The sequence below is a fragment of the Sphingobium herbicidovorans genome (genome assembly GCF_002080435.1).
Classification (GTDB): Bacteria; Pseudomonadota; Alphaproteobacteria; order Sphingomonadales; family Sphingomonadaceae; genus Sphingobium; species Sphingobium herbicidovorans.
In genome coordinates this window covers 1,893,195-1,912,500 of record NZ_CP020538.1, presented here as the reverse complement: position 1 = coordinate 1,912,500, position 19,306 = coordinate 1,893,195, and the positions used below count along the sequence as shown (strand labels likewise).

The 19,306-nt window shown below is 62.9% G+C and carries 18 protein-coding genes (1 of these 18 running past the window's edge); 7 read left to right on the top strand and 11 right to left on the bottom strand.

Annotated features, from left to right (window positions below; all coding sequences use genetic code 11):
* Positions 1-1,025, top strand: the 3' portion of a protein-coding gene (locus B6S01_RS09260; protein ID WP_037469119.1) for a lipopolysaccharide biosynthesis protein. The gene continues 463 nt to the left of window position 1, outside the view; only the last 1,025 of its 1,488 coding nucleotides appear in the window; the start codon falls outside the window, past its left edge; the stop codon is at positions 1,023-1,025.
* A 6-nt stretch (positions 1,026-1,031) separates the two neighbouring features.
* Here the strand turns inward: B6S01_RS09260 and B6S01_RS09255 are convergent, their stop codons facing one another.
* Positions 1,032-1,460, bottom strand: coding sequence for a CBS domain-containing protein (locus B6S01_RS09255; RefSeq protein ID WP_037469118.1), 429 nt, complete (start codon positions 1,458-1,460; stop codon positions 1,032-1,034).
* A 75-nt stretch (positions 1,461-1,535) separates the two neighbouring features.
* Between B6S01_RS09255 and B6S01_RS09250 the strand changes: the two genes are divergently transcribed.
* Both B6S01_RS09250 and B6S01_RS09245 read left to right on the top strand, forming a co-directional pair.
* Entirely contained in the window at positions 1,536-1,835 is a 300-nt protein-coding gene (locus B6S01_RS09250) for a hypothetical protein (RefSeq protein ID WP_037469117.1), read from the top strand.
* Positions 1,828-2,205 (top strand): acyl-CoA thioesterase, encoded by a 378-nt coding sequence (locus B6S01_RS09245; protein ID WP_037469116.1) that lies wholly within the window; start codon positions 1,828-1,830, stop codon positions 2,203-2,205. Before B6S01_RS09250 ends, B6S01_RS09245 begins: the two co-directional genes overlap by 8 nt.
* 97 nt (positions 2,206-2,302) lie before the next feature.
* Here B6S01_RS09245 and B6S01_RS09240 read toward each other — a convergent pair whose 3' ends face one another.
* The 4 genes from B6S01_RS09240 to hisS form a co-directional block, all read right to left on the bottom strand.
* Positions 2,303-3,121 carry a DUF4167 domain-containing protein gene (locus tag B6S01_RS09240; protein ID WP_037469114.1) on the bottom strand — a complete coding sequence of 273 codons (819 nt, stop codon included), beginning with the start codon at positions 3,119-3,121 and terminating at the stop codon, positions 2,303-2,305.
* A 314-nt stretch (positions 3,122-3,435) separates the two neighbouring features.
* On the bottom strand, positions 3,436-4,263 hold the full coding sequence (prmC, locus tag B6S01_RS09235; RefSeq protein WP_037469113.1) for a peptide chain release factor N(5)-glutamine methyltransferase: 828 nt from the start codon (positions 4,261-4,263) through the stop codon (positions 3,436-3,438).
* Positions 4,260-5,351, bottom strand: coding sequence for a peptide chain release factor 1 (gene prfA / locus B6S01_RS09230; RefSeq protein WP_037469110.1), 1,092 nt, complete (start codon positions 5,349-5,351; stop codon positions 4,260-4,262). The genes prmC and prfA overlap by 4 nt, the downstream gene beginning before the upstream one ends.
* Positions 5,351-6,613 (bottom strand): histidine--tRNA ligase, encoded by a 1,263-nt coding sequence (gene hisS / locus B6S01_RS09225; protein ID WP_037469108.1) that lies wholly within the window; start codon positions 6,611-6,613, stop codon positions 5,351-5,353. Before hisS ends, prfA begins: the two co-directional genes overlap by 1 nt.
* 155 nt (positions 6,614-6,768) lie before the next feature.
* Here hisS and B6S01_RS09220 point away from each other — a divergent pair, with 155 nt between their 5' ends.
* Together B6S01_RS09220 and ppa are read left to right on the top strand one after the other, a co-directional pair.
* Positions 6,769-8,682 carry a M61 family metallopeptidase gene (locus tag B6S01_RS09220; RefSeq protein ID WP_037469195.1) on the top strand — a complete coding sequence of 638 codons (1,914 nt, stop codon included), beginning with the start codon at positions 6,769-6,771 and terminating at the stop codon, positions 8,680-8,682.
* A gap of 44 nt (positions 8,683-8,726) precedes the next feature.
* Positions 8,727-9,269, top strand: a complete 543-nt coding sequence (ppa, locus tag B6S01_RS09215) for an inorganic diphosphatase (protein ID WP_037469106.1) — start codon at positions 8,727-8,729, stop codon at positions 9,267-9,269.
* A gap of 79 nt (positions 9,270-9,348) precedes the next feature.
* Here the strand turns inward: ppa and yczR are convergent, their stop codons facing one another.
* Together yczR and B6S01_RS09205 are read right to left on the bottom strand one after the other, a co-directional pair.
* Positions 9,349-10,812: a MocR-like transcription factor YczR gene (gene yczR, locus B6S01_RS09210; RefSeq protein WP_037469105.1), complete on the bottom strand. Its 1,464-nt coding sequence runs from the start codon at positions 10,810-10,812 to the stop codon at positions 9,349-9,351.
* A gap of 143 nt (positions 10,813-10,955) precedes the next feature.
* On the bottom strand, positions 10,956-11,417 hold the full coding sequence (locus B6S01_RS09205) for a hypothetical protein (protein WP_037469103.1): 462 nt from the start codon (positions 11,415-11,417) through the stop codon (positions 10,956-10,958).
* Positions 11,418-11,502: 85 nt separating this feature from the next.
* Between B6S01_RS09205 and gyrB the strand changes: the two genes are divergently transcribed.
* Complete coding sequence (gyrB, locus tag B6S01_RS09200) at positions 11,503-14,010, top strand: DNA topoisomerase (ATP-hydrolyzing) subunit B (RefSeq protein WP_037469194.1); 2,508 nt, start codon at positions 11,503-11,505, stop codon at positions 14,008-14,010.
* Positions 14,011-14,044: 34 nt separating this feature from the next.
* Here the strand turns inward: gyrB and B6S01_RS09195 are convergent, their stop codons facing one another.
* Genes B6S01_RS09195 through B6S01_RS09185 form a run of 3 tightly spaced genes read right to left on the bottom strand, consistent with a single transcriptional unit; the run spans position 14,045 to position 16,132 of the window.
* A complete protein-coding gene (locus tag B6S01_RS09195; protein ID WP_037469102.1) occupies positions 14,045-14,425 on the bottom strand; it encodes a TadE/TadG family type IV pilus assembly protein in 381 nt (126 codons plus the stop codon).
* Complete coding sequence (locus tag B6S01_RS09190; protein ID WP_037469099.1) at positions 14,422-14,889, bottom strand: TadE/TadG family type IV pilus assembly protein; 468 nt, start codon at positions 14,887-14,889, stop codon at positions 14,422-14,424. The genes B6S01_RS09195 and B6S01_RS09190 overlap by 4 nt, the downstream gene beginning before the upstream one ends.
* Position 14,890: 1 nt before the next feature.
* Positions 14,891-16,132, bottom strand: coding sequence for a pilus assembly protein TadG-related protein (locus B6S01_RS09185; protein ID WP_037469098.1), 1,242 nt, complete (start codon positions 16,130-16,132; stop codon positions 14,891-14,893).
* Between the two features lie 147 nt (positions 16,133-16,279).
* Here B6S01_RS09185 and B6S01_RS09180 point away from each other — a divergent pair, with 147 nt between their 5' ends.
* Positions 16,280-16,771: a hypothetical protein gene (locus tag B6S01_RS09180; RefSeq protein ID WP_037469095.1), complete on the top strand. Its 492-nt coding sequence runs from the start codon at positions 16,280-16,282 to the stop codon at positions 16,769-16,771.
* On the opposite strand, the gene B6S01_RS09175 is transcribed toward B6S01_RS09180, so the two are convergent.
* Positions 16,768-19,179 (bottom strand): ligase-associated DNA damage response DEXH box helicase, encoded by a 2,412-nt coding sequence (locus tag B6S01_RS09175; RefSeq protein WP_037469093.1) that lies wholly within the window; start codon positions 19,177-19,179, stop codon positions 16,768-16,770. The two genes, B6S01_RS09180 and B6S01_RS09175, sit on opposite strands and share 4 nt — an antisense overlap.
* Between the last annotated feature and the right edge of the window lie 127 nt (positions 19,180-19,306).

Here is a 19,306-nt window from a genome sequence, read left to right as displayed (position 1 = left end):
CGCTGGTCAATCTGATCGCGGCCATCGCTTCGGCTGCGGTCGCATTGGTCGGCGCCCTGTCAGGCTGGGGTGTGTGGACGCTGGTCTTTGCACCGATCGCAGGCTTTTGGGTCAAGGCCGTGGGCTATGTGCTCGCCACCGGATTCAGGCCGATTCCCAGCTTCAACTTCCGCGGCACGGGCGCAATGGTCGCTTATGGCGCGTCGTTGCTGGGCGGTCAGCTTTTCTGGATCGTGCAAAGCCAGGCGGATATTTTCATTGGCGGACGCATGCTCGATCCGCATCAACTTGGTCTTTATGCCGAAGCCCTGTTCCTGACGCAGATCTTCGTTTCAAAGTTCATTCCCCCCCTGAATGACGTCGCCTTCCCCGCTTATGCGCGGATGCAGAAAGATCCCGGTCGAATCGCCTGGTCCTTCTGCAAGGCGGTCCGGTTGCTGCTTCTCATATCCTGCCCCGTGTATCTGGGCATGGCGGTTACGGCCGAGCCGCTGGTGGAAACGCTATTCGGGAAGAAATGGCTGGAGATGGCGCCGTTCGTGTCCGTGCTGGCGCTGGCCATGCCTTTCATGACATTGCAGGTGATGTTCGCGCCGGTAAGCAATGCGCTGGGACGGCCCGGAACGACGGCGCGAATCGCAGCGGTGGGAGCGGTGGTGATGCCGGTCGCCTTTCTATGCGGCATCCGATTCGGCGCGATCGGACTGGCTTGGGCATGGTTGATCGGCTTTCCGGTTTTAACCGCCGTCACGGTGCGTTTGGCGGGAGGACCGATGGGATTGCGATTCGCCGATCTGATTCGCGCGGCGGCTCCCGGCCTTGGCTGCTCGATCCTGATGGCGGGGGCGGTGACCGCTATCGACGCGCTGTTACCGCCGCTCCCCGCGATGTTGCGCCTATGCGTACTGGTGCCGTCGGGCGCCATCGCCTTCCTCGCGGCGCTGATGCTCTGCGCGCGCGGCGCCTTGATGGAACTGGCGGCGCTGGTGATCCGGCGCGTGCCGCCGGAACCCCTCTCCGCCTGATCCAGTTCAGGCTGACTGAATATAGTCGCGCAGCGACGCCGCCTCCGATTCGATGCTGTCGATCCGGAATTTGACAAGGTCGCCGATCGACACCAGCCCGACCAGTGTCCCATCAACCACCACCGGGAGATGGCGGACACGCTTTTTGGTCATCAGCGACAGGCAGTGGATGACAGGCGTCTTGTCGTCGGTGGTAATCGCTGGCGTTGACATCACGTCGCCGACGCGCCGTTCGAGCACCGCCGCGCCATCTCTGGCGATATGGTGGACGAGATCGCGCTCCGAAAATATCCCCAGCACCTGTCCATTATCAACGACCGGGACGCAGCCGATCCGCCGTTCGGACAATAGCTGAACGACGGAAAGCAGGGTGTCATCCGGTCCGACCTGAGTGACTTCGCGTCCTTTACCCTGCAGAATCGCGGTGATCGTCATGCCCCGTCTCCTTGCCGTTGTGACATTCTTCTCCAATATCTTGATGATCCCACTTTCACTCCCCAAAGGAAAGGGATGAGAAACCCGCAAGGCCTGGACGATCCGCAGATTGCCGCAACCGCGTGGAACCGATTCCGCCGTATCATGCTGTGGATGGCGGCAGGCGGCGCGCTGTGCGTGGGAATAGCCCTGGTCTGCCTGCGAATCTGGGCAGGGCCGATGCCTTTTCACATGATCCTCGCGACCATCCTGGGCGTCTGGTTGACCTTCATGCTCGGCACGGCTTTGATGGCCCTTGTGTTCCTGTCGAGCGGAACAGGCCATGACGATCAGGTGATCGATCCGCTGAAGGACGAGGTATCCATTGATGACTGAAGATAGAGGCGAGCTGGTCCTGCGGTTGATTCCGCGCCTGACCGAAATCAACAGCAACGGCCATATCTTTGGCGGGTGGATATTGAGCCAGATGGATATCGCGGGCGGCATCGTGGCCGGACGCCTGGCGCAGGGCGCAGTCGCCACGGTCGCTATCGACGGAATGAAGTTCATCTCTCCCATGCTGGTCGGCGATATCGTGGCCGTCTATGCGCGGGAGGAGCGGCGAGGCCGGACATCGATCGGCATACGCGTCGATGTGATCGCGACGCGCGGCGCAGATCAGCAGCAGATCGATCTTACCAGCGGCCTCTTCACGTTCGTCGCACTGGACGAACTGCATCGACCAAGGATTCTGCCCACGGGCTGACCATGCCACAGCCGAACCAAAAAGGGGGACCAGCGTTCGCGCCGGTCCCCCTTTTCATTTCCTGCGTCGCCGCTCGTCCAGCGGCTCCCCGATCAGGTTATTCAGCCGCTTCGGCAGCGGGACGCGCCCGGCGGGTGCGCTTGCGGGGCGCTTCCTCCGCCCCAGGCTCGCTGTCATTATCGGCGCGAGCGATCGAGGGCGGCAGGACGGCCAGGTCCAAACCCTCGCTGCCCTCCGACTTCGCCACATCGGCCTTGCGCGGGCGCCCGCGACGCGGACGGGGCGCTTCGGCTTCGGCCTGCGGTTCAGGAGCGCGTTCCGCCATCGAAACGGCTGCCTCGGCAGCTTCTACCTGCGGCTGCTCGGCCCCTTCATAAGCGGGCCGGTCCCGGCGCGGCCGATCGCGGCGGCCACGGCTATCGCGCTGGTCCTGTTGCTCGCGATGGTCTCGGGGTTCGCGCTGTTCACGAGCCTCGCGGGGTTCGCGTTGGTCACGCGGCTGTTCCCGGCGACGATCGCCTTCATAACCGCGATCATATTGCTGCTGCGGTTGCACTTCGCCACGGTTGTCATCGCCCGCAAAGTCCGATGTGTCGAAATCTTCGCCTTCATATTCGAGATTGTCGTCCGGCCGACGGTAGCGCTGCTGCTGCTCTTCCTGGCGGGCGCGATTGTCGGCAAGGACGCGGAAATAATGATCGGCAAATTGCAGATAATATTCCGCATTGACCCGGTCGCCGGCCATTTGCGCATCACGCGCCATATTCTTGTATTTTTCAAGAAGCTGGGCCGCATTGCCGCGTGCGCGGCTATCAATCCGGTTGCCGTTGTCGCCACCGCCCCGATTACCACCACTGGGGCGTCCGTTATTGTTCCGGCCGCGATTACGGCGACCGGCCTGTCTGTTGTTGATCAAGACCTGGTCCTTGCGTTCACTTTGCCATCATTCACTGGAATCATCGTTCAGTCGCTATCCTAAAGCACGGTCCGTTTATCAGACCGGGTAGGGCTCCGCCGGACAGGGGCTGCGACAGCCCTTGACCTTACGCTGCCAGAGGCGCTTGCGCAGCAGCGCCGTCGTGACTTGGAAGGAGCTGGAAAACGGCCTTTTCTTGCGCGGCCCCACGGGGCAGTTCCTCAGGATAATGCCGTTCCTGCACTCCATGTAGTGTTTTTAAACCCATAATCCAAGCGAATTTCGCTTGTAGGTCCGCAAATGCCGGTCCTTGGTCAGCATGGGCCAGGCAGCGTCGCGACAAGGCAGCGGTCATGCCCCGCCAGATCAGGGCGGCAGACAACGCTAAGCCCTTGACTGAAAAGCAGCGCCGACACGCTTTCCCGCTGATCATAGCCAATCTCGATGGCGGCCATGCCGCCGGGAAGAAGCAGCGCGGGGAGCATGGGGGCAATCCGCCGATAGTCGTCGAGCCCCTCCGCACCGGCGAAAAGAGCGCCGTGCGGCTCGTGCAGCACATCACCGGCCAATGTCGCGTTCCCGGCGATATAGGGCGGGTTCACAAGGATGAGGTCGAATTGGCCGGACACCCCCTCCCCCCAATTCCCCAGGCGAAAAGCAGCACGCTCGGCCAGTCCAAGACGCTCAGCATTGCCTTGCGCGACGGTCAACGCGGCAGTGGAAATATCGACGCCCAACCCCGTAGCCCGAGGCCACTGATCGAGCGCCGCCAGCAGCAGCGCGCCCGAACCCGTACCCAGATCCAGAACGCGCGTGGGAGAACCGCCGCGAAAATGGTCGAGCGCCGCCTCCATCAGCGTTTCGGTGTCCGGGCGGGGGATGAGGACATCAGGCGTGACATGAAGGCTGATCGTCCAGAAATCCCGCACCCCGGTAATGTAGGCGACAGGCTCCCCGGCGAGGCGGCGCTCAAGCAGGGCGTCGAAATTCGGCGTCAGGACCAATGCACGCTGGCGGAGCAAAAGATCGTTGCGGTCGATGCCGAGCGCATGGGCAAGCAGCAGTTCAGCGTCAAGGCGGGGGGTGTCGCTGACCGATTGGAGGCGGGCCGCCGCATCGCGGAGCGCCTGCGCGATGCTCACCCGATGCCGTCCAGCTGGGCAAGGCGGGCGGCCTCATCCTCGGCGATCAACGCATCTATGATTTCCGCAAGGCCCCCGCCTTCGAGGATTTCGGGCAGCCTGTGCAGGGTCAGGTTGATGCGGTGATCGGTCACGCGGCCCTGCGGGAAATTATAGGTGCGAATGCGCTCCGACCGGTCGCCCGATCCGACCATCGCCTTGCGTGCGCCCGCCTGCTCGCTCTGCGTGCGCTCACGCTCTGCCTCGTAAAGGCGGGCGCGCAGAACCTGCATCGCCTTCGCCTTGTTCTTGTGCTGCGATCTTTCGTCCTGCTGCGTCACCACGATGCCGCTGGGCAGATGGGTGATGCGCACGGCGCTGTCGGTCGTGTTGACATGCTGTCCCCCCGCCCCCGACGCACGGTAGATGTCGATCTTGAGGTCGCTGTCCGCAATCTGGACATCGACTTCCTCAGGCTCCGGCAGCACGGCGACAGTGGCGGCGGAAGTATGAATGCGCCCGCCGCTCTCCGTGACGGGTACACGCTGAACACGGTGGACGCCGCTTTCGAACTTGAGCTTGGCGAAGACGCCGACGCCGGTGACGCTGGCGACGACTTCCTTGAAGCCGCCCACTTCAGCGGCGTTGGCGGAGATCATCTCCATCTTCCAACCCTGCGCGTCGGCGTAGCGTTGATACATGCGGAACAGGTCGCCCGCGAACAACGCCGCTTCGTCGCCGCCCGTCCCGGCGCGGATTTCCAGCATAGCCGGGCGCGCATCCGCCGAATCCCTTGGCAGCAACTGGAGCGCCAGCGCGCGTTCAGCGGCGGGCAGCTGCCCCTTGATCAGCTGCATTTCCGCCTGCGCCATCTCGCGCATGTCAGCGTCGGCGTCGGCATTCTCGCCACCCGCCATATATTCGAGCGCCTGCAACTCCTGCCGCAACCGCCGCACTTCATGCGCGGCCTTCGCCACCGGCTCGATCTCGGCATATTCCTTTGAAAGCCGCACAAACTCTTCGGGCGCCAGGTCGGCGCGCGTCATCGACGCCTGCACCTCGTCCCGGCGCGCCTCGATCTGCGCAATGCGTTCGGCGGAGATTTGCATCAAAGGGCCGTCAGCTTCTCTGCCAGGACATCGAACGGAACCGGTTGCTGCTCTCCAGACCGCAAATCCCGCAGCGCCACCTCGCCCCGGCCCAGCTCGTCATCGCCCAGGATGATCGCCCAGGCAGCGCCCGAAGCATTTGCACGCTGCATCCGCTTCTTCATATTGCCGCGATATCCCATGTCGCAACCGATCCCGGCACGGCGCAAATCGGCTATGATGGCGGTGGCCTTTTCCTCAGCGGCCTCTCCCATCGGAATGACCGCCACAGCAGGCCGCTCGATCTCCGGCGTATCGACCAGCATCGCCAACCGCTCAATCCCAGCCGCCCAGCCGACCGCAGGCGTCGAGGGCCCGCCAAGATTTTCGATCAGGCCATCATAGCGGCCACCGCCCAGCACGGTGCCCTGCGCGCCCAGCCGATCGGTGATGAACTCGAACGCGGTGTGCCGATAATAATCAAGGCCGCGCACCAGCCGTGCGTTGCGTTCCCACGCCACGCCCGCCGCATCGAGACCCGCCGTGACCTTGTCGAAAAAGCCACGTGCTTCGTCCGTTAGATAGGCGTCGATATCCGGCGCGCTGTCCGCCACCGGCCGGTCGCGCGGGTCCTTGCTGTCCAGGATGCGCAGGGGATTGCGGCCAAGGCGATCGACGCTGTCCTCCGACAACTGGTCGCGATGCGCTTCGAAATGCGCCACCAGCGCGGTGCGCCACGCCTCGCGGCTTTCCGCATCGCCCAGCGTGTTGAGGTTCAGCGTCACCCCCTCCGACACGCCCAGCTCCCGCAGCAACTGGTCGGCGAAAACAAGCAATTCTATGTCTGCGCCCGGCTCCCCTGCCCCGATGATCTCGGCATCGAGTTGATGAAACTGGCGGAAGCGGCCCTTTTGCGGGCGCTCGTAACGGAAAAGCGGTCCATGCGTCGCGACCTTGAGCGGCGCATATTGCTGCCAGCCTTCGGTAATATAGGCGCGCGCGATTCCCGCTGTGAACTCAGGGCGCAGCGTGATGCTGTCGCCGCCCCGATCGTCGAACGTGTACATTTCCTTGGACACGACGTCCGTGCTTTCGCCAAGCGAGCGGGCGAAAACGGCAGTGGCTTCGAAAACCGGCACTTCAACACGATGAAAGCCGTACAGTCGCCGCACCCGGTCGAAGGTCGCAACGACATGGGCAAAGCGTTCCTGGAACGCTTCGTTCGTGCCACCCAGCATATCCTGCGTACCGCGCACCGGACGCGGGGTTTCCATTTTCGCCATGGGGATGCGCCTTTAGCGGCAAAGAAGCCCCATGGAAACGCGCTTTTTTGTAATAAGATAAGGCTCCGGCTGATGGGGGTGGACGCCGCTTGTCCGTCTCGCCATTCTAGGTTGCCTAAGGCATTCCAGCCTCGCCCTTTTTCCGGGAGATGCCCATGATCCGCAGCCTTGCTGCCGCTCTTCTGCTGTCCACCGCAATCACTGGTCCGCTGAACGCCCAGGATGCCGTAAGGTCAAAGCCCGTCGCCCTGCCCGTCAACGACGCCACGCCCGCGCCGCGCGACATCCCCTATCCGGGCGGCGTCATCCGCCTGGAGGTGGATGCCAGCGACACGATGCAGCGCATCTTCCGCGTCAAGGAAACCATTCCCGTCACCACAAGCGGTCCGATGACGCTGCTGATGCCCAAATGGCTACCCGGCAATCACGCGCCGCGCGGGCAGATCGAAAAGCTCAGCGGGCTGACCTTCACCGCCGATGGCAAGCCGCTAGGCTGGAAGCGCGATCCGCTCAATGTCTATGGCTTTGTCATCGACGTTCCGCCGGGCACACGCCAGCTCGTGGCCGAGTTTCAGTTCCTGTCGGCTACCCAGCCCAATCAGGGCCGCGTGGTGGTGACGCCCAAGATGCTGAACATCCAGTGGGAGTCGGTTTCCCTCTATCCGGCGGGCTATTACACGCGGCAGATACCGGTGCAGGCGACCGTCACCTATCCCGAAGGCTGGCAGGCGGCGACAGCGCTGCGGGGACGGAAAAGCGGATCGACCGTCGCCTATGACGCTATCGATTATGAAGCGTTGCAGGATTCGCCGGTCTTTGCCGGGCGCTATTTCAAACCCGTGGATCTGGGTCACAATGTAACGCTCAACATCGTCGCCGACGACGCCGATGAGCTGGAGGCCAAGCCCGACCAGATCGCCAAGCACAAGAAACTTGTCGATGAAGCGGGCGCGCTCTTTGGCGCCTATCATTTCGACCATTATGATTTCCTCTTCGCCATCACCGACGAAATGGGCGGCATCGGCCTGGAACATCACCGGTCGTCCGAAAATCAGGTAGAGCCGGGCTATTTCAGCAAGTGGAGCGATGGAACGGCGCTGCTCGACCGCAACCTGCTGCCCCATGAATTCGTCCACAGCTGGGACGGCAAGTTCCGCCGCCCGGACCTGCTCTGGACGCCAGACTTCAACGTGCCGATGCAGGACAATCTGCTGTGGGTCTATGAAGGGCAAACGCAATTCTGGGGCTATGTGCTGGGTGCGCGATCGGGCCTGTTCTCCAAACAGGAAACGCTCGACGCCTATGCCCATATCGCGGCCAAGCTCGACACCACGCGCGGCCGCGAATGGCGACCGATGGAGGATACCACCCACGACCCCATCATCTCGGCGCGCAGGCCGAAGGGCTGGTCAAGCTGGCAGCGGTCGGAGGACTATTATAATGAAGGTCTGATGATCTGGCTGGAAGCCGACGCTATCATCCGTCGGCAAACGAAGGGCGCGAAGGGGCTCGACGATTTCGCCCGCGCCTTTTTCGGCATCAATCCAGGCGATTGGGGTCAGGTCGTCTATAATCGCGACGATGTCATCAAGACGCTGAATGGCGTCGCACCCTATGACTGGTCCGGTTTCTTCGCCAAATATGTCGATAGCACCACCCGCGATACGCCCAAGGGCGGTTTCGCGCTCGGCGGCTACCGACTGGTCTATGGCGACACGCCCAACGCCTTCACCAAGGCGGCCGAGGGCAGGAATCTCGACCAGAGTTTCGGCGTCGGCCTGATCGTCAAGGGCGATGGCGAGATCAGCAACGTCGTCTGGGACAGCGCGGCGTTCAAGGCGGGGCTTGTCACCGGCGCGAAGATCGTCGCAATCAATGGCGACGAATATTCCGGCGACGTTTTCAAGGCCGCATTGAAGGCGGCCAAGCCGATGCAGATGATCGTCAAGCAGGATAAATACTATCGCACTTTGACGCTCGCATATTCAGGCGGGCTGCGCTATCCGCGCCTCGAAAAGACAGGAGAGGGTGAAGGCAGCCTGGACCGGCTGCTCAAACCGAAAACATGAATCACCCGTAACGCCAACGCGTATCGAAGAAGGTTTGAAGTCCCATGAATATCGAACTGATCCCGGTCGGCGACGATCCGCCCAACAGCCTGAACGTCATCATCGAGGTGCCGATCGGCGGCGAGCCCGTGAAATATGAGTTCGACAAGGCATCGGGCGCGCTGTTCGTGGATCGCATCCTGCACACGCCGATGCGCTATCCCGCCAATTACGGCTTCGTGCCCCACACCCTGTCGCCCGATGGTGATCCGCTCGACGCGCTGGTGATCGCCCGGTCGCCCTTCGTCCCCGGATCCGTGGTGCGCGCGCGCCCGATCGCGGTGCTCAATCTGGAAGATGAAGCGGGCGGCGACGAAAAGCTCGTCTGCGTTCCCGATAACAAGACCTTCCCCTACTATAGCGACGTTGATGAAAAGGACGATCTGCCCGGCATCGTGATGGAGCAGATCGAACATTTCTTCACCCACTATAAGGATCTGGAAAAGCAGAAGTGGGTGCGGATCGGCACATGGGGCGGCGCGGAAGACGCCCGCCGCATCACGCTCGAAGCGATCGAACGCTATCAGGCTGGGAAGAAGGCCGCGTAAAGCCGCACTCAAGCTGCTGAAAAATGGGCCGCGCGGGAGCTATCCTGCGCGGCCTTTTCAATGTGAAGGAACTGGTCTTTCAGATCAGGCGGTCCGCCTCCAGCGCGGCCGCCAGCGAATCGCGCCCACGCGGCGACCGCGCGTGCAGCCGCGCATCGGCTTCGGCCAGCCGCTCCACGCCCATCGTCAACTGCTCTTCCGGCAAGGTGAATGGCAGGCGCAGGAAGCGTTCGAACGCGCCGCTGACCCCAAAGCGCGGCCCTGGCGCGACGCGCACGCCATGGCTTTCGGCAATCGCGGCCAGCGCAGTCGCCTCGGCACGGGGCAGTTCCGCCCACAGGGAAAGCCCGCCGGAAGGCGATTCGACACGCCAGTGCGGCAGATGCCTTTCTATCTCCCCGATCAGATGATCGCGGCGGGCGCGCAGCATGGCCGCGCGTGATCCCAACCCTTCATCGCTGTCGATCAACTGCGCGACGGCAAGCTGCTCCACAACGGGGCTCGCCATGTCCATCGTCGTGCGCAGGCGGCCGAGCGCGGCGATCGTCTGCGGATCCGCGCGTATCCAGCCGATCCGCAGCCCGCCCCAGAATATCTTGCTGGCTGACCCCATGGTGATGACCTGGCGTCCTGAGGGATCATGGATCGCCACTGGGGGCGGCGCGGGGAAATCCAGCCCCATCGCCACCATCGTTTCGTCAATGATCAGCGGCGTATGGCTGCGCGTGGCGGCGGCGACCAGAGCGCGCCGGGTCGCCGGATCCATGGCTCGCCCGGTGGGGTTGTGAAAATCGGCGATGACATAGGCAAAGCGCGGGCTCGTCTGGCGGAAGGCCGCTTCCATCGCGTCAATGTCCCACCCTTGGGCGGGCAGGCCGACCGGCACTGGCACGACATGGGCGCGCTGCAACGCCTGGATGACATTATGATAGGTCGGATGGTCGATCACCGCCCGGTCGCCCGGCCCGGTCAGCCATTGCAGCAGCAAGGCAAAACCCTGCTGCGCGCCATTGGTGACGATGATCTGGTCGGGGCTGGTCGGACAGCCGCGCCGTTCGAACTGCGCGGCAATGGCACGGCGCAGCGGGGGCAGGCCAAGCGGGTCATAGCCCAGCTCGCCCAGAAAAGCCGGCAATGCCTCCACCGCAGTCTGGCAGGCGCGGCCGACCCCCGGCGCAGCGGGCAGCGCAGCATGGGTCCAGTTGAGGATATTGCCGTATGAGACCATGTCGATCTCCGGCGACTCCGGCTCGATCCGCCCGGGCGGCAGGCGGGTGACGCTGCCGGATCCCTGGCGGCTCTCCAGAAATCCCTCGTCCCGCAACCGGTCGAAGGCAGCGGCAATCGTCGTGCGGCTCAGCCCCAGCGCGGCGGCCAGTTCCCGCTCTCCCGGCAGCCTGACGTTAAGACCCACGCGCCCATCGAGCACAAGCATGCGCAGTGCCTGCGCCAGTTGGCGATAGGCGGGCTCGGCGCTCTCCTCCGCCCGCCACGCGCCCAGCAGCCGGAGGAGTGAAGGGGGACGAAGGACAGATGTGGACATGGCCAATGCTCGCTTCACATGCGTTCAAGCAAGGCCACTTACCGGTAAATGGATGTTTTGTAAAAGGCCATTTAGAGCCAGACAGGTAACAGACCCTTGCCCCCTGACCGGCCAGCATGAGCCCGCTGGCCGGTCCTTTTTCCTCAATTCGCGGTAAACCGGATCGATGCGCTGGACACCCAGCCGCTCATGCAGGGGCCATCATAGGCCCGCCTGCGCTCGACCGGATCGGATAGCCCGCAATCGCCCCGAGCAGGCGGCAGGATGACGACACCCAGCCATTTCTGGTCCAGGCTGCGGGTGCAGACATGGACCCGCGCCCCTTCGGCCAGCCGCGCCACTTCCTGCGCCTCGGCAAAGGGGGCCGCGCGGACCGCAAGGCCGGAAGCGCCCACGCGCATCGCCTGCCCCATCGCCCCGCAGGCATTCAGCCGGGGACCATCTTCACCGATTGTCACGGGACGCGTGATCTTGGCTCCCAACCGCGTGTCGGGCCTATCTTCACGCGGCGCTCCGGCGATCGAGCTGTTGGGCAGTTGCTCCAATATCTCGCTGCTTTCCGAACAGGCTGCAAGGAGCGGGAGCAGGAGAAAAATCGCACGCATCCCCACCTGATAGACCCAGCGGCGGTAGAGCGAAAGACGCCATGTTTCGCTTTAGTTTCCTGGGCGATTTCCCTATATGCTCGCCATGAGCGAGGAAAGTCAGAACACCCCCAACAGCAATGCCTATGGCGCCGACAGCATCAAGGTCCTCAAAGGCCTGGATGCCGTGCGCAAGCGGCCTGGAATGTATATCGGCGATACCGACGACGGATCGGGCCTGCACCACATGGTGTTCGAGGTCAGCGACAATGCGATCGACGAGGCGCTGGCCGGTCATTGCGATCGCATCCTGATCACGTTGAACCCGGACGGGTCCGTCAGCGTGGAGGATAATGGCCGCGGCATCCCGACCGGCATCCACAAGGAAGAAGGCGTGTCGGCCGCCGAGGTCATCATGACCCAGCTTCACGCGGGCGGTAAGTTCGAGAACACCAACGACGACAACGCCTACAAGGTTTCGGGCGGCCTGCACGGCGTAGGCGTCAGCGTGGTGAACGCGCTCTCCGAATATCTGGACCTCAACATCTGGCGTGACGGCAAGGAGCATTACATGCGCTTTGCCTATGGCGATGCCGTCGCCCCGTTGAAGGTCATCGGCGATGCGCCCGCAGGCAAGAAGGGCACGCGCGTTACCTTCCTCCCCTCGACCGAGAAGGTTCCCGGCGACGGGGGCACATTCAAGAACCATACCGAGTTCGATTTCGAGAAGCTGGAACATCGCTACCGCGAACTGGCCTTCCTGAACTCGGGCGTGCGGCTGTTCCTGATCGATGCGCGGCATGAGGAAAAGAAGGAGATCGAGCTGTTCTACGAGGGCGGCATCGCAGCCTTCGTCAAATATCTCGATCGTAACAAGCAGCCGCTGATGCCAGATCCGATTGCGATTTCGGGCAGCCGCGACGATGTGACCATCGACGTCGCGCTGGAGTGGAACGACTCCTATTATGAGAACGTCCTCTGCTTCACCAACAACATCCCGCAGCGCGATGGCGGCACCCATCTGGCGGCCTTCCGCGCCGCGCTGACCCGGACTCTCAACAATTATGCCGACAAGTCGGGCATGTTGAAGAAGGAAAAGGTGTCCCTGACCGGCGAGGATATGCGCGAGGGCCTGACCGCCATCGTGTCGGTCAAGCTGCCCGATCCCAAATTCTCGTCCCAGACCAAGGACAAGCTGGTCAGTTCCGAAGTGCGCCAGCCGCTCGAAAGCCTGATGGCCGACAAGATGGCCGAATGGCTGGAGGAAAATCCCGCGCACGGCAGGATGATCATCCAGAAGGTGATCGACGCCGCCGCCGCCCGCGAAGCCGCCAAGAAGGCGCGCGAACTGACCCGGCGCAAGGGCGTATTGGATATCGCCTCCCTGCCCGGCAAGCTGGCCGATTGCCAGGAGCGTGACCCGGCCAAGTCCGAACTGTTCCTGGTCGAAGGCGATTCGGCGGGCGGTTCGGCCAAGCAGGGACGCAACCGGCACAATCAGGCGATCCTGCCGCTCAAGGGCAAGATTTTGAACGTCGAGCGAGCGCGCTTCGACAAGATGCTTTCATCGAAAGAGGTCGGTACGCTCATTCAGGCGATGGGCACCGGCATTCGCGACGATTTCAATCTGGAAAAGCTGCGCTATCACAAGATCGTCATCATGACCGACGCCGACGTCGATGGCGCGCATATCCGCACGCTGCTGCTCACCTTCTTCTACCGCCAGATGCCGCAGATCATCGAAGCGGGGCATCTCTATATCGCCCAGCCGCCTCTCTACAAGGCGACGCGCGGACGGTCCGAGGTCTACCTCAAGAACGAAGCGGCGCTGGAGCAATATCTGGTGGACAACGGCGTCGATACGATGGCGCTGGAAACCACGGAGGGCAAACGATCGGGCGATGACCTGCGGTCATTGATCGAGCATGGGCGGCGGATGCGCGCGGTGATGCGCTATGTGCCGCGCCGCTATAATCCCTCCATCATCGAGGCGCTGGCGATCAACGGCGCGCTCGACCCGGAACTCAGCCAGGACGCGCAGGCCGAAAATCTGGCCAGCACGGTCAAGTGGATGGACATGCAGGATAGCGAGGGCAGCTGGACCGGGCGCATCGCCGAAGAAGGCGGCTTCCATTTCGAACGCCTGTGGCGCGGCGTCACCGATCACCACATGATCGAAGCCGGCTTCATCGGTTCGGCCGAAGCCCGCAAGCTGCATAGCATCGCCGCCGAAGAAGCCGACAGCTATCGCACCACCAGCCGCCTGGTAACCGCCAAGGCCGCCGCCGCTGCCGAGGAATCGGGCGACGATGAACTGCCCGCTGCTTCCAAGGGATCGATCACCATCACCCGGCCGAGCGAGTTGCTGGAAGCCATTCTGGCCGCAGGGCGCAAGGGCCTGTCGATCCAGCGCTACAAGGGTCTGGGCGAAATGAACGCGGAACAGCTGTGGGAAACCACGCTGGACCCGGACAATCGCTCCATGCTGCGGGTCGAGGTCGAACAGGCGGACGTCGCTGACGAGATTTTCACGCGCCTGATGGGCGATGTGGTCGAACCGCGGCGCGAGTTTATTCAGGACAACGCGCTCAACGTCGCCAATCTGGACGTCTAGACGCTTTTGAGCCGTCTGTGCGGTCGCAGGCGGCTCAATAGGCCCGGCGCGTATAACTGACCGAAACAGGCGCGGTCTGATAGACCAGGAAATTGAGCGGCCGCGCGTAGCTCATCGTGATTTCCGTGTAGGCAATGCCATATTGCGTGCCATGGGTCACGACCGGGTCCGTGGCATAGGCCGGGTCCAGGCCAACGCGCTTGCTTTTCACATAGGCGATGATCTGTGCGTCGGTCGGCGTGGGAAAGATGGTGGCATAGCGCGCACCTTCATCCACCGCATGCTGCAATCCGGTGCGCGCCATCGCCACGATGCCCAGTTGCAGCGCCCCCATCAGCAACATGAGGAAAGGCGGCAGCGCCAGCCCGAACTCGATCGCGGCAGCCCCGCGCTGATGCCGGATAAGCCGGATCATTGCAGACGCACCGATGATGAGCCGGTAAGCGTAATGCCCTGTGCCGATGCCCAACTGGTCCCGGGCAGCAATTTACCGAACATCGGCTGGTAACTGCCGGTAATGCCGATCGTCACATAGCGCTTCATCTGCTGCCCCGTCGCGCAAACCTCAGCCATCGACGCCTGCACCGTGCCATCGCACAGCAGCGAACTGGTGACTGTCACGGCGTTGGAGGACACCCCCGCGCCCGCAGCCGCGTCGGCAGCCAGATTCTGGTAGGCTGCGCTGTTGAGGCCGCCGCTGGTGGCCAGTTGCGCCGTCCGTTCAGCCGCCGCCTGAAGTCTGATCTTCGCCTTGAACGCCATCGCCAGATCCGCCGCGATGAAAGTCAGCGCCGCCAGAACCGGAAAGATGATAGCCAGTTCGATGGTGCTCGTCCCCGACCGGTCGGACAGCAGATTATGGAGCCATCTCTTCGCCATTTCAGCCGATCAGCCTCACCATAGTGCCGGTGATCTCATTCACGCCCGTATTTTCGCATTGATTGACGATGCTGCTGTTGCCGATGAAGGTGACTCGGCGACCGACCATCTTCACGCAATTGGTGGTCATGCCCGACGTCCCGCTGAACGACATCGCTTGCGAGGGAAAATAGAACGCCCCCTGGAAGGATGAACTGGCGTTGCCGTTGATCTTGTTTTCGCCCGAATCCAGCGCGCGCCGGTCCTGATAAAACAGGACGCCGGAATAGGTGCCGGTGGTCGGCGCTGACAGGTTCAGCGTAGCGCCGCCGTTGATATCGACCGTGGCGATCTGGCTGGGATTGGTGGCCGCGTTGCTGCTGGTCAGGATGATGGTGACGCCGGTGCCGTTGATGACCGCCTGCGAGCCTATGTTGAAACTGCCGCCATCGATATAATAGACGCCGGGATCGAGGTTCAGCGTGCCCTTGATATCGAAGCCCTTGTAACAACCCGGGCCCTTCGACGCGGTGCCCTGTGGATTGACGCTCAGCTTTCCCTGGCAACTGGACGGGCTGGGCACCGGCAGCGCGGCATAGGGATCGGACTGCGGCACGGTATAAGGTTGCAGCGTCGTGGGCGAGACGAAGTTGGAACTGGCCTGCAGCCCCCCGACCGCGGCGACGGGCGTTGCCTTGACGGTACTGCTGCCTCCGGCATAGACGGCGCTGGCCGCCCGCGAATTGGTGATAATGCCGCAGCCCAGATCGACAGAGGCATTGCCCTGAAGCGTGACGCCAACGGTCGAAGTAGATTCCAGCGATACGACGCAATAATCGCCCTCGCTCACGACCGCCGCTGTCGCTTCGCCGGATATTACGGGCGTCGGTACGCCCAATATCTTTGAAAAAGGCAGCTCGCTACTGGTCTGCAGGACGACGCGCACAGCCTTTGCATTGCCGGCGCCGACGCCTGTTGTAGGCGCATTTTCGATTGTGGGTGTTTGCGACAAGGCGACAAGCGAAAGACGGCTGATGTCTGCCGTCGCGCTGTCCGATGCGCTGAAGCCCTGGGCCACGGCATAGGCGCCTGCAAGCGCAGCCGAATCTGCCTGCCGCTGAACCTGGCGCTTCCACAAGGCCCATTGCACAGTGTCGGTCGCAAGACCCGCAGCACCCACAAGAATAGGCATGGACGCCGCAGCCAGCATCAGGACATTGCCCGCTTTGTCCCGAAGGCACCGGCGTAAAACATCAGGACGCATGGAAAATCCCCTTCGCATCAGGGATTTTCTACTCACGCATACTTTGCATTTGGTTAAATGGCGTGGTTAAATTGGAATTAAGAGCCGACTTACTGTTCCATATATACCCAATGATATATTTATAAATTGTAAATAGGAAGGTGAAGCATGAGGGCGGGGCTGTTGATCGCGGGCGTGCTGATTTTGGCGGGATGCGGCCGTAAAGAAAATATGGCGGACCTGCCCAGAAACGAGGTGCCCGTCGCCAACGCTCCGATCGAAAATCTGGCCGTGGCACGGGAAGCGCCTCTACCCTCTGATGCCCGCGAAGAGGCTCCCCCCGCCCCCGCAGTCGTCGATACGACCCCGCCAAGCAGTGAGACGCGCTATCGCGCGCTTGGCACCGAGCCTTTCTGGGCGGTAACGGTAAAGGGATCGACCGCCACGCTCGAGCGCCCGGACAATGAGCCCGTCGATTTCGCGATCGACCGTGCGGATGATGGCCGCGCGGTCCGCTATCTGGGCGACGGATTCTCCATGGTCGTGACTGATGGGCCATGCAACGACGGCATGAGCGACGCCCATTGGGCGGACCGGGTCGCGGTGTCTTTTGGTGATGGAACATTGAAAGGCTGCGGCGGCGTCCGCGAGGATTTTTAATCCGTCCGCATGGCTTCGGCCACCAATGCCTCTGCTTCGATCAGCAGCGCATCTTCCGCCGCAGTCTGCGCCACCTGCTCGCGCCCGATCAGGATCAGCACGGGCACGGCCAGCGGGCTGACCCTTTCCAGGTCGATATGCAGCATCGTCGCCGACGCGCGATCGATCAGGTCGCCCAATCGCCCGACATCCGTCATCCGCGCCCGCGCGTCGGCCCAGGCCGCCTTTATCAGCAGATGGTCGGGCTGATATTTGCGCAGCACATCGTAGATAAGGTCGGTCGAAAAAGTGACCTGCCGCCCCGTCTTGCGCTTGCCGGGATGCTGGCGCTCGATCAGCCCTGCGATCACCGCAACATCGCGGAAGGCCCGCTTGAGAAGGCTCGACTGCTCGACCCATTCGACAAATTCATGATCGAGAATGTCGGCGGAAAAGAGGCTTTGCGGATCAGTCACCGGCTTCAGCCCGTAAACGGCCAGCGCATAGTCGTTCGACACAAAGCCAAGCGGCATCAGCCCCTGCGCATCCATGCGGCGCGTCAGCAGCATGCCCAGCGACTGGTGCGCGTTCCATCCTTCGAAACTGTAGCAGACCAGATAATGACGCCCCTCATGCGGAAAGGTCTCGATCAGCAGCTGCCCCGGCTCGGGCAGGGCCGACCGGTATTTCTGCACTTCCAACCAATCGCGCACATCGTCCGGGAAACGATACCACTCCTCCGGCTCCGCCAGAAAGTGGCGCACCCTGTCGGCAAGGCGGGTGGACATGGCCATGCGGGTGCCGCCCCATGTGGGGATGCGCGCTTGCTTCGATGTGGCCCGAACGATCAGGTCGGTGAGGTCCATGCGCACGACCTCCAGCGCCGTGCCGGAAAAGAAGAAGCTGTCGCCCGGCCGCAGCGTCGCGGCGAACCCTTCCTCCACCGTACCGAGCTTGCGGCCATTGGCGAAGCGCACGTCGAGGACCGGCTGATCGACGATGATGCCGGCGTTCAGCCGATGCTGCTGGATGAAACGCGGGTGCGACACGCGCCATGTGCCATCGGCCTCATGCGTCAGCCGCTTGAACCGGTCATAGGCACGCAGCGCATAGCCGCCCCCCTCGATGAAATGCAGGACGTTGGCGAACGCGTCGTCGGTCAGCGCGCTGTAGGGCGTGGCGGAGCGGATCTCCGACAGCAATTCCTCTTCACGAAAGGGCGCGGCGCAGGCCAGCGCCATGACATGCTGCGCCAGGACGTCCAGGCTACCCGGACGAAAGTCATCCGCATCGCGCTCCCCCGCCTCCACCGCGTCAAGCGCGGCGCGCGCTTCCAGATATTCGAAGCGGTTGCCGGGTATCAAAATCGCCTCACTCGGACAGTCCAGCCGGTGGTTGGCGCGGCCGATGCGCTGGAGCAGCCGGGACGAACCCTTGGGCGCACCCATCTGGATCACGCAATCGACATTGCCCCAATCGACGCCCAGGTCGAGGCTGGCAGTGGCCACCAGCGCACGCAGCTTCCCCGCCGCCATGGCGTTCTCAACCTTGCGCCGCGCCTCGACCGACAGGCTGCCATGATGGATGGCGATGGGAAGATTGGCGTCGTTCGCCGTCCACAGTTCCTGAAAGATGAGTTCGGCAAGGCCCCGCGTGTTGCAGAATATAAGCGTGGTCTGCCGCCGTTCGATTTCCGCCATCACCTGTTTGGCGGCATATTTGCCTGAATGCCCCGACCAGGGAATGCGGCCTTCGGGGATGAAGATGGCGACGTTTGGATCGGCGCCCTGCTCCCCGATGACGGGCGTCACGCTGTTGATGTCGCCGTCCGGCGCAAGCCACGCGCGATAGGCGTCAACATCCGCAACCGTCGCCGACAACGCCACGCGCCGCAGGGCCGGGTTGATCGCCTGCAACCGGGCGAGCGAGAGGCTGAGCAGGTCGCCGCGCTTCTGCGTGGCGAAGGCATGGACTTCATCGATGATCACGGTCCGCAGCTGCGCGAACATCAGGAAGCTGTCCGGATAGCTCAGCAGCAGCGATAGCGATTCCGGCGTGGTCAGCAGGATTTCCGGCGGCCGTGCGCGCTGACGGGCCTTTCGGTCGGATGGCGTGTCGCCCGTCCGGGTCTCGACGCGGATCGGCAAGTCCATTTCCTCGATCGGCGTCAGCAGATTGCGGCGCACATCGACCGCCAGCGCCTTCAACGGCGAAACATAGAGCGTATGAAGGCCCCCGCCCGGACTATCGATCAGGTCGGCAAGCGTCGGCAGAAAGCCCGCCAGCGTCTTGCCCGCTCCCGTCGGGGCGCCGAGCAGCGCATGATCCCCGGAGCGAGCGGCGGCGAGCATGTCCATCTGGTGACGGCGCGGCGTCCAGCCGCGAGAGCTGAACCATTGCTCCAGCGGGTCGGGTAGGCTTTGGCTCATGCAGGGGATGTAGGGTGGCGTGCCGCCACTGTCACGCTGTCCCCGCCGCACGGATTTTCCATCGCTCTCGGGACGGCGCTGGCCCTTTCCGCCACCAAGGCGTTACACTCCCATGATCGAAGCAGGA

Coding starts and splice junctions, on each gene's coding strand:
- B6S01_RS09190 (WP_037469099.1), bottom strand. CDS start 14,889: ATGGCGAAGAGATGGCTCCATAATCTGCTGTCCGACCGGTCGGGGACG.
- B6S01_RS09255 (WP_037469118.1), bottom strand. CDS start 1,460: ATGACGATCACCGCGATTCTGCAGGGTAAAGGACGCGAAGTCACTCAG.
- B6S01_RS09175 (WP_037469093.1), bottom strand. CDS start 19,179: ATGAGCCAAAGCCTACCCGACCCGCTGGAGCAATGGTTCAGCTCTCGC.
- B6S01_RS09180 (WP_037469095.1), top strand. CDS start 16,280: ATGAGGGCGGGGCTGTTGATCGCGGGCGTGCTGATTTTGGCGGGATGC.
- yczR (WP_037469105.1), bottom strand. CDS start 10,812: ATGTCCACATCTGTCCTTCGTCCCCCTTCACTCCTCCGGCTGCTGGGC.
- B6S01_RS09185 (WP_037469098.1), bottom strand. CDS start 16,132: ATGCGTCCTGATGTTTTACGCCGGTGCCTTCGGGACAAAGCGGGCAAT.
- B6S01_RS09245 (WP_037469116.1), top strand. CDS start 1,828: ATGACTGAAGATAGAGGCGAGCTGGTCCTGCGGTTGATTCCGCGCCTG.
- B6S01_RS09195 (WP_037469102.1), bottom strand. CDS start 14,425: ATGATCCGGCTTATCCGGCATCAGCGCGGGGCTGCCGCGATCGAGTTC.
- B6S01_RS09220 (WP_037469195.1), top strand. CDS start 6,769: ATGATCCGCAGCCTTGCTGCCGCTCTTCTGCTGTCCACCGCAATCACT.
- prfA (WP_037469110.1), bottom strand. CDS start 5,351: ATGCAAATCTCCGCCGAACGCATTGCGCAGATCGAGGCGCGCCGGGAC.
- gyrB (WP_037469194.1), top strand. CDS start 11,503: ATGAGCGAGGAAAGTCAGAACACCCCCAACAGCAATGCCTATGGCGCC.
- hisS (WP_037469108.1), bottom strand. CDS start 6,613: ATGGCGAAAATGGAAACCCCGCGTCCGGTGCGCGGTACGCAGGATATG.
- B6S01_RS09205 (WP_037469103.1), bottom strand. CDS start 11,417: ATGCGTGCGATTTTTCTCCTGCTCCCGCTCCTTGCAGCCTGTTCGGAA.
- B6S01_RS09250 (WP_037469117.1), top strand. CDS start 1,536: ATGAGAAACCCGCAAGGCCTGGACGATCCGCAGATTGCCGCAACCGCG.
- ppa (WP_037469106.1), top strand. CDS start 8,727: ATGAATATCGAACTGATCCCGGTCGGCGACGATCCGCCCAACAGCCTG.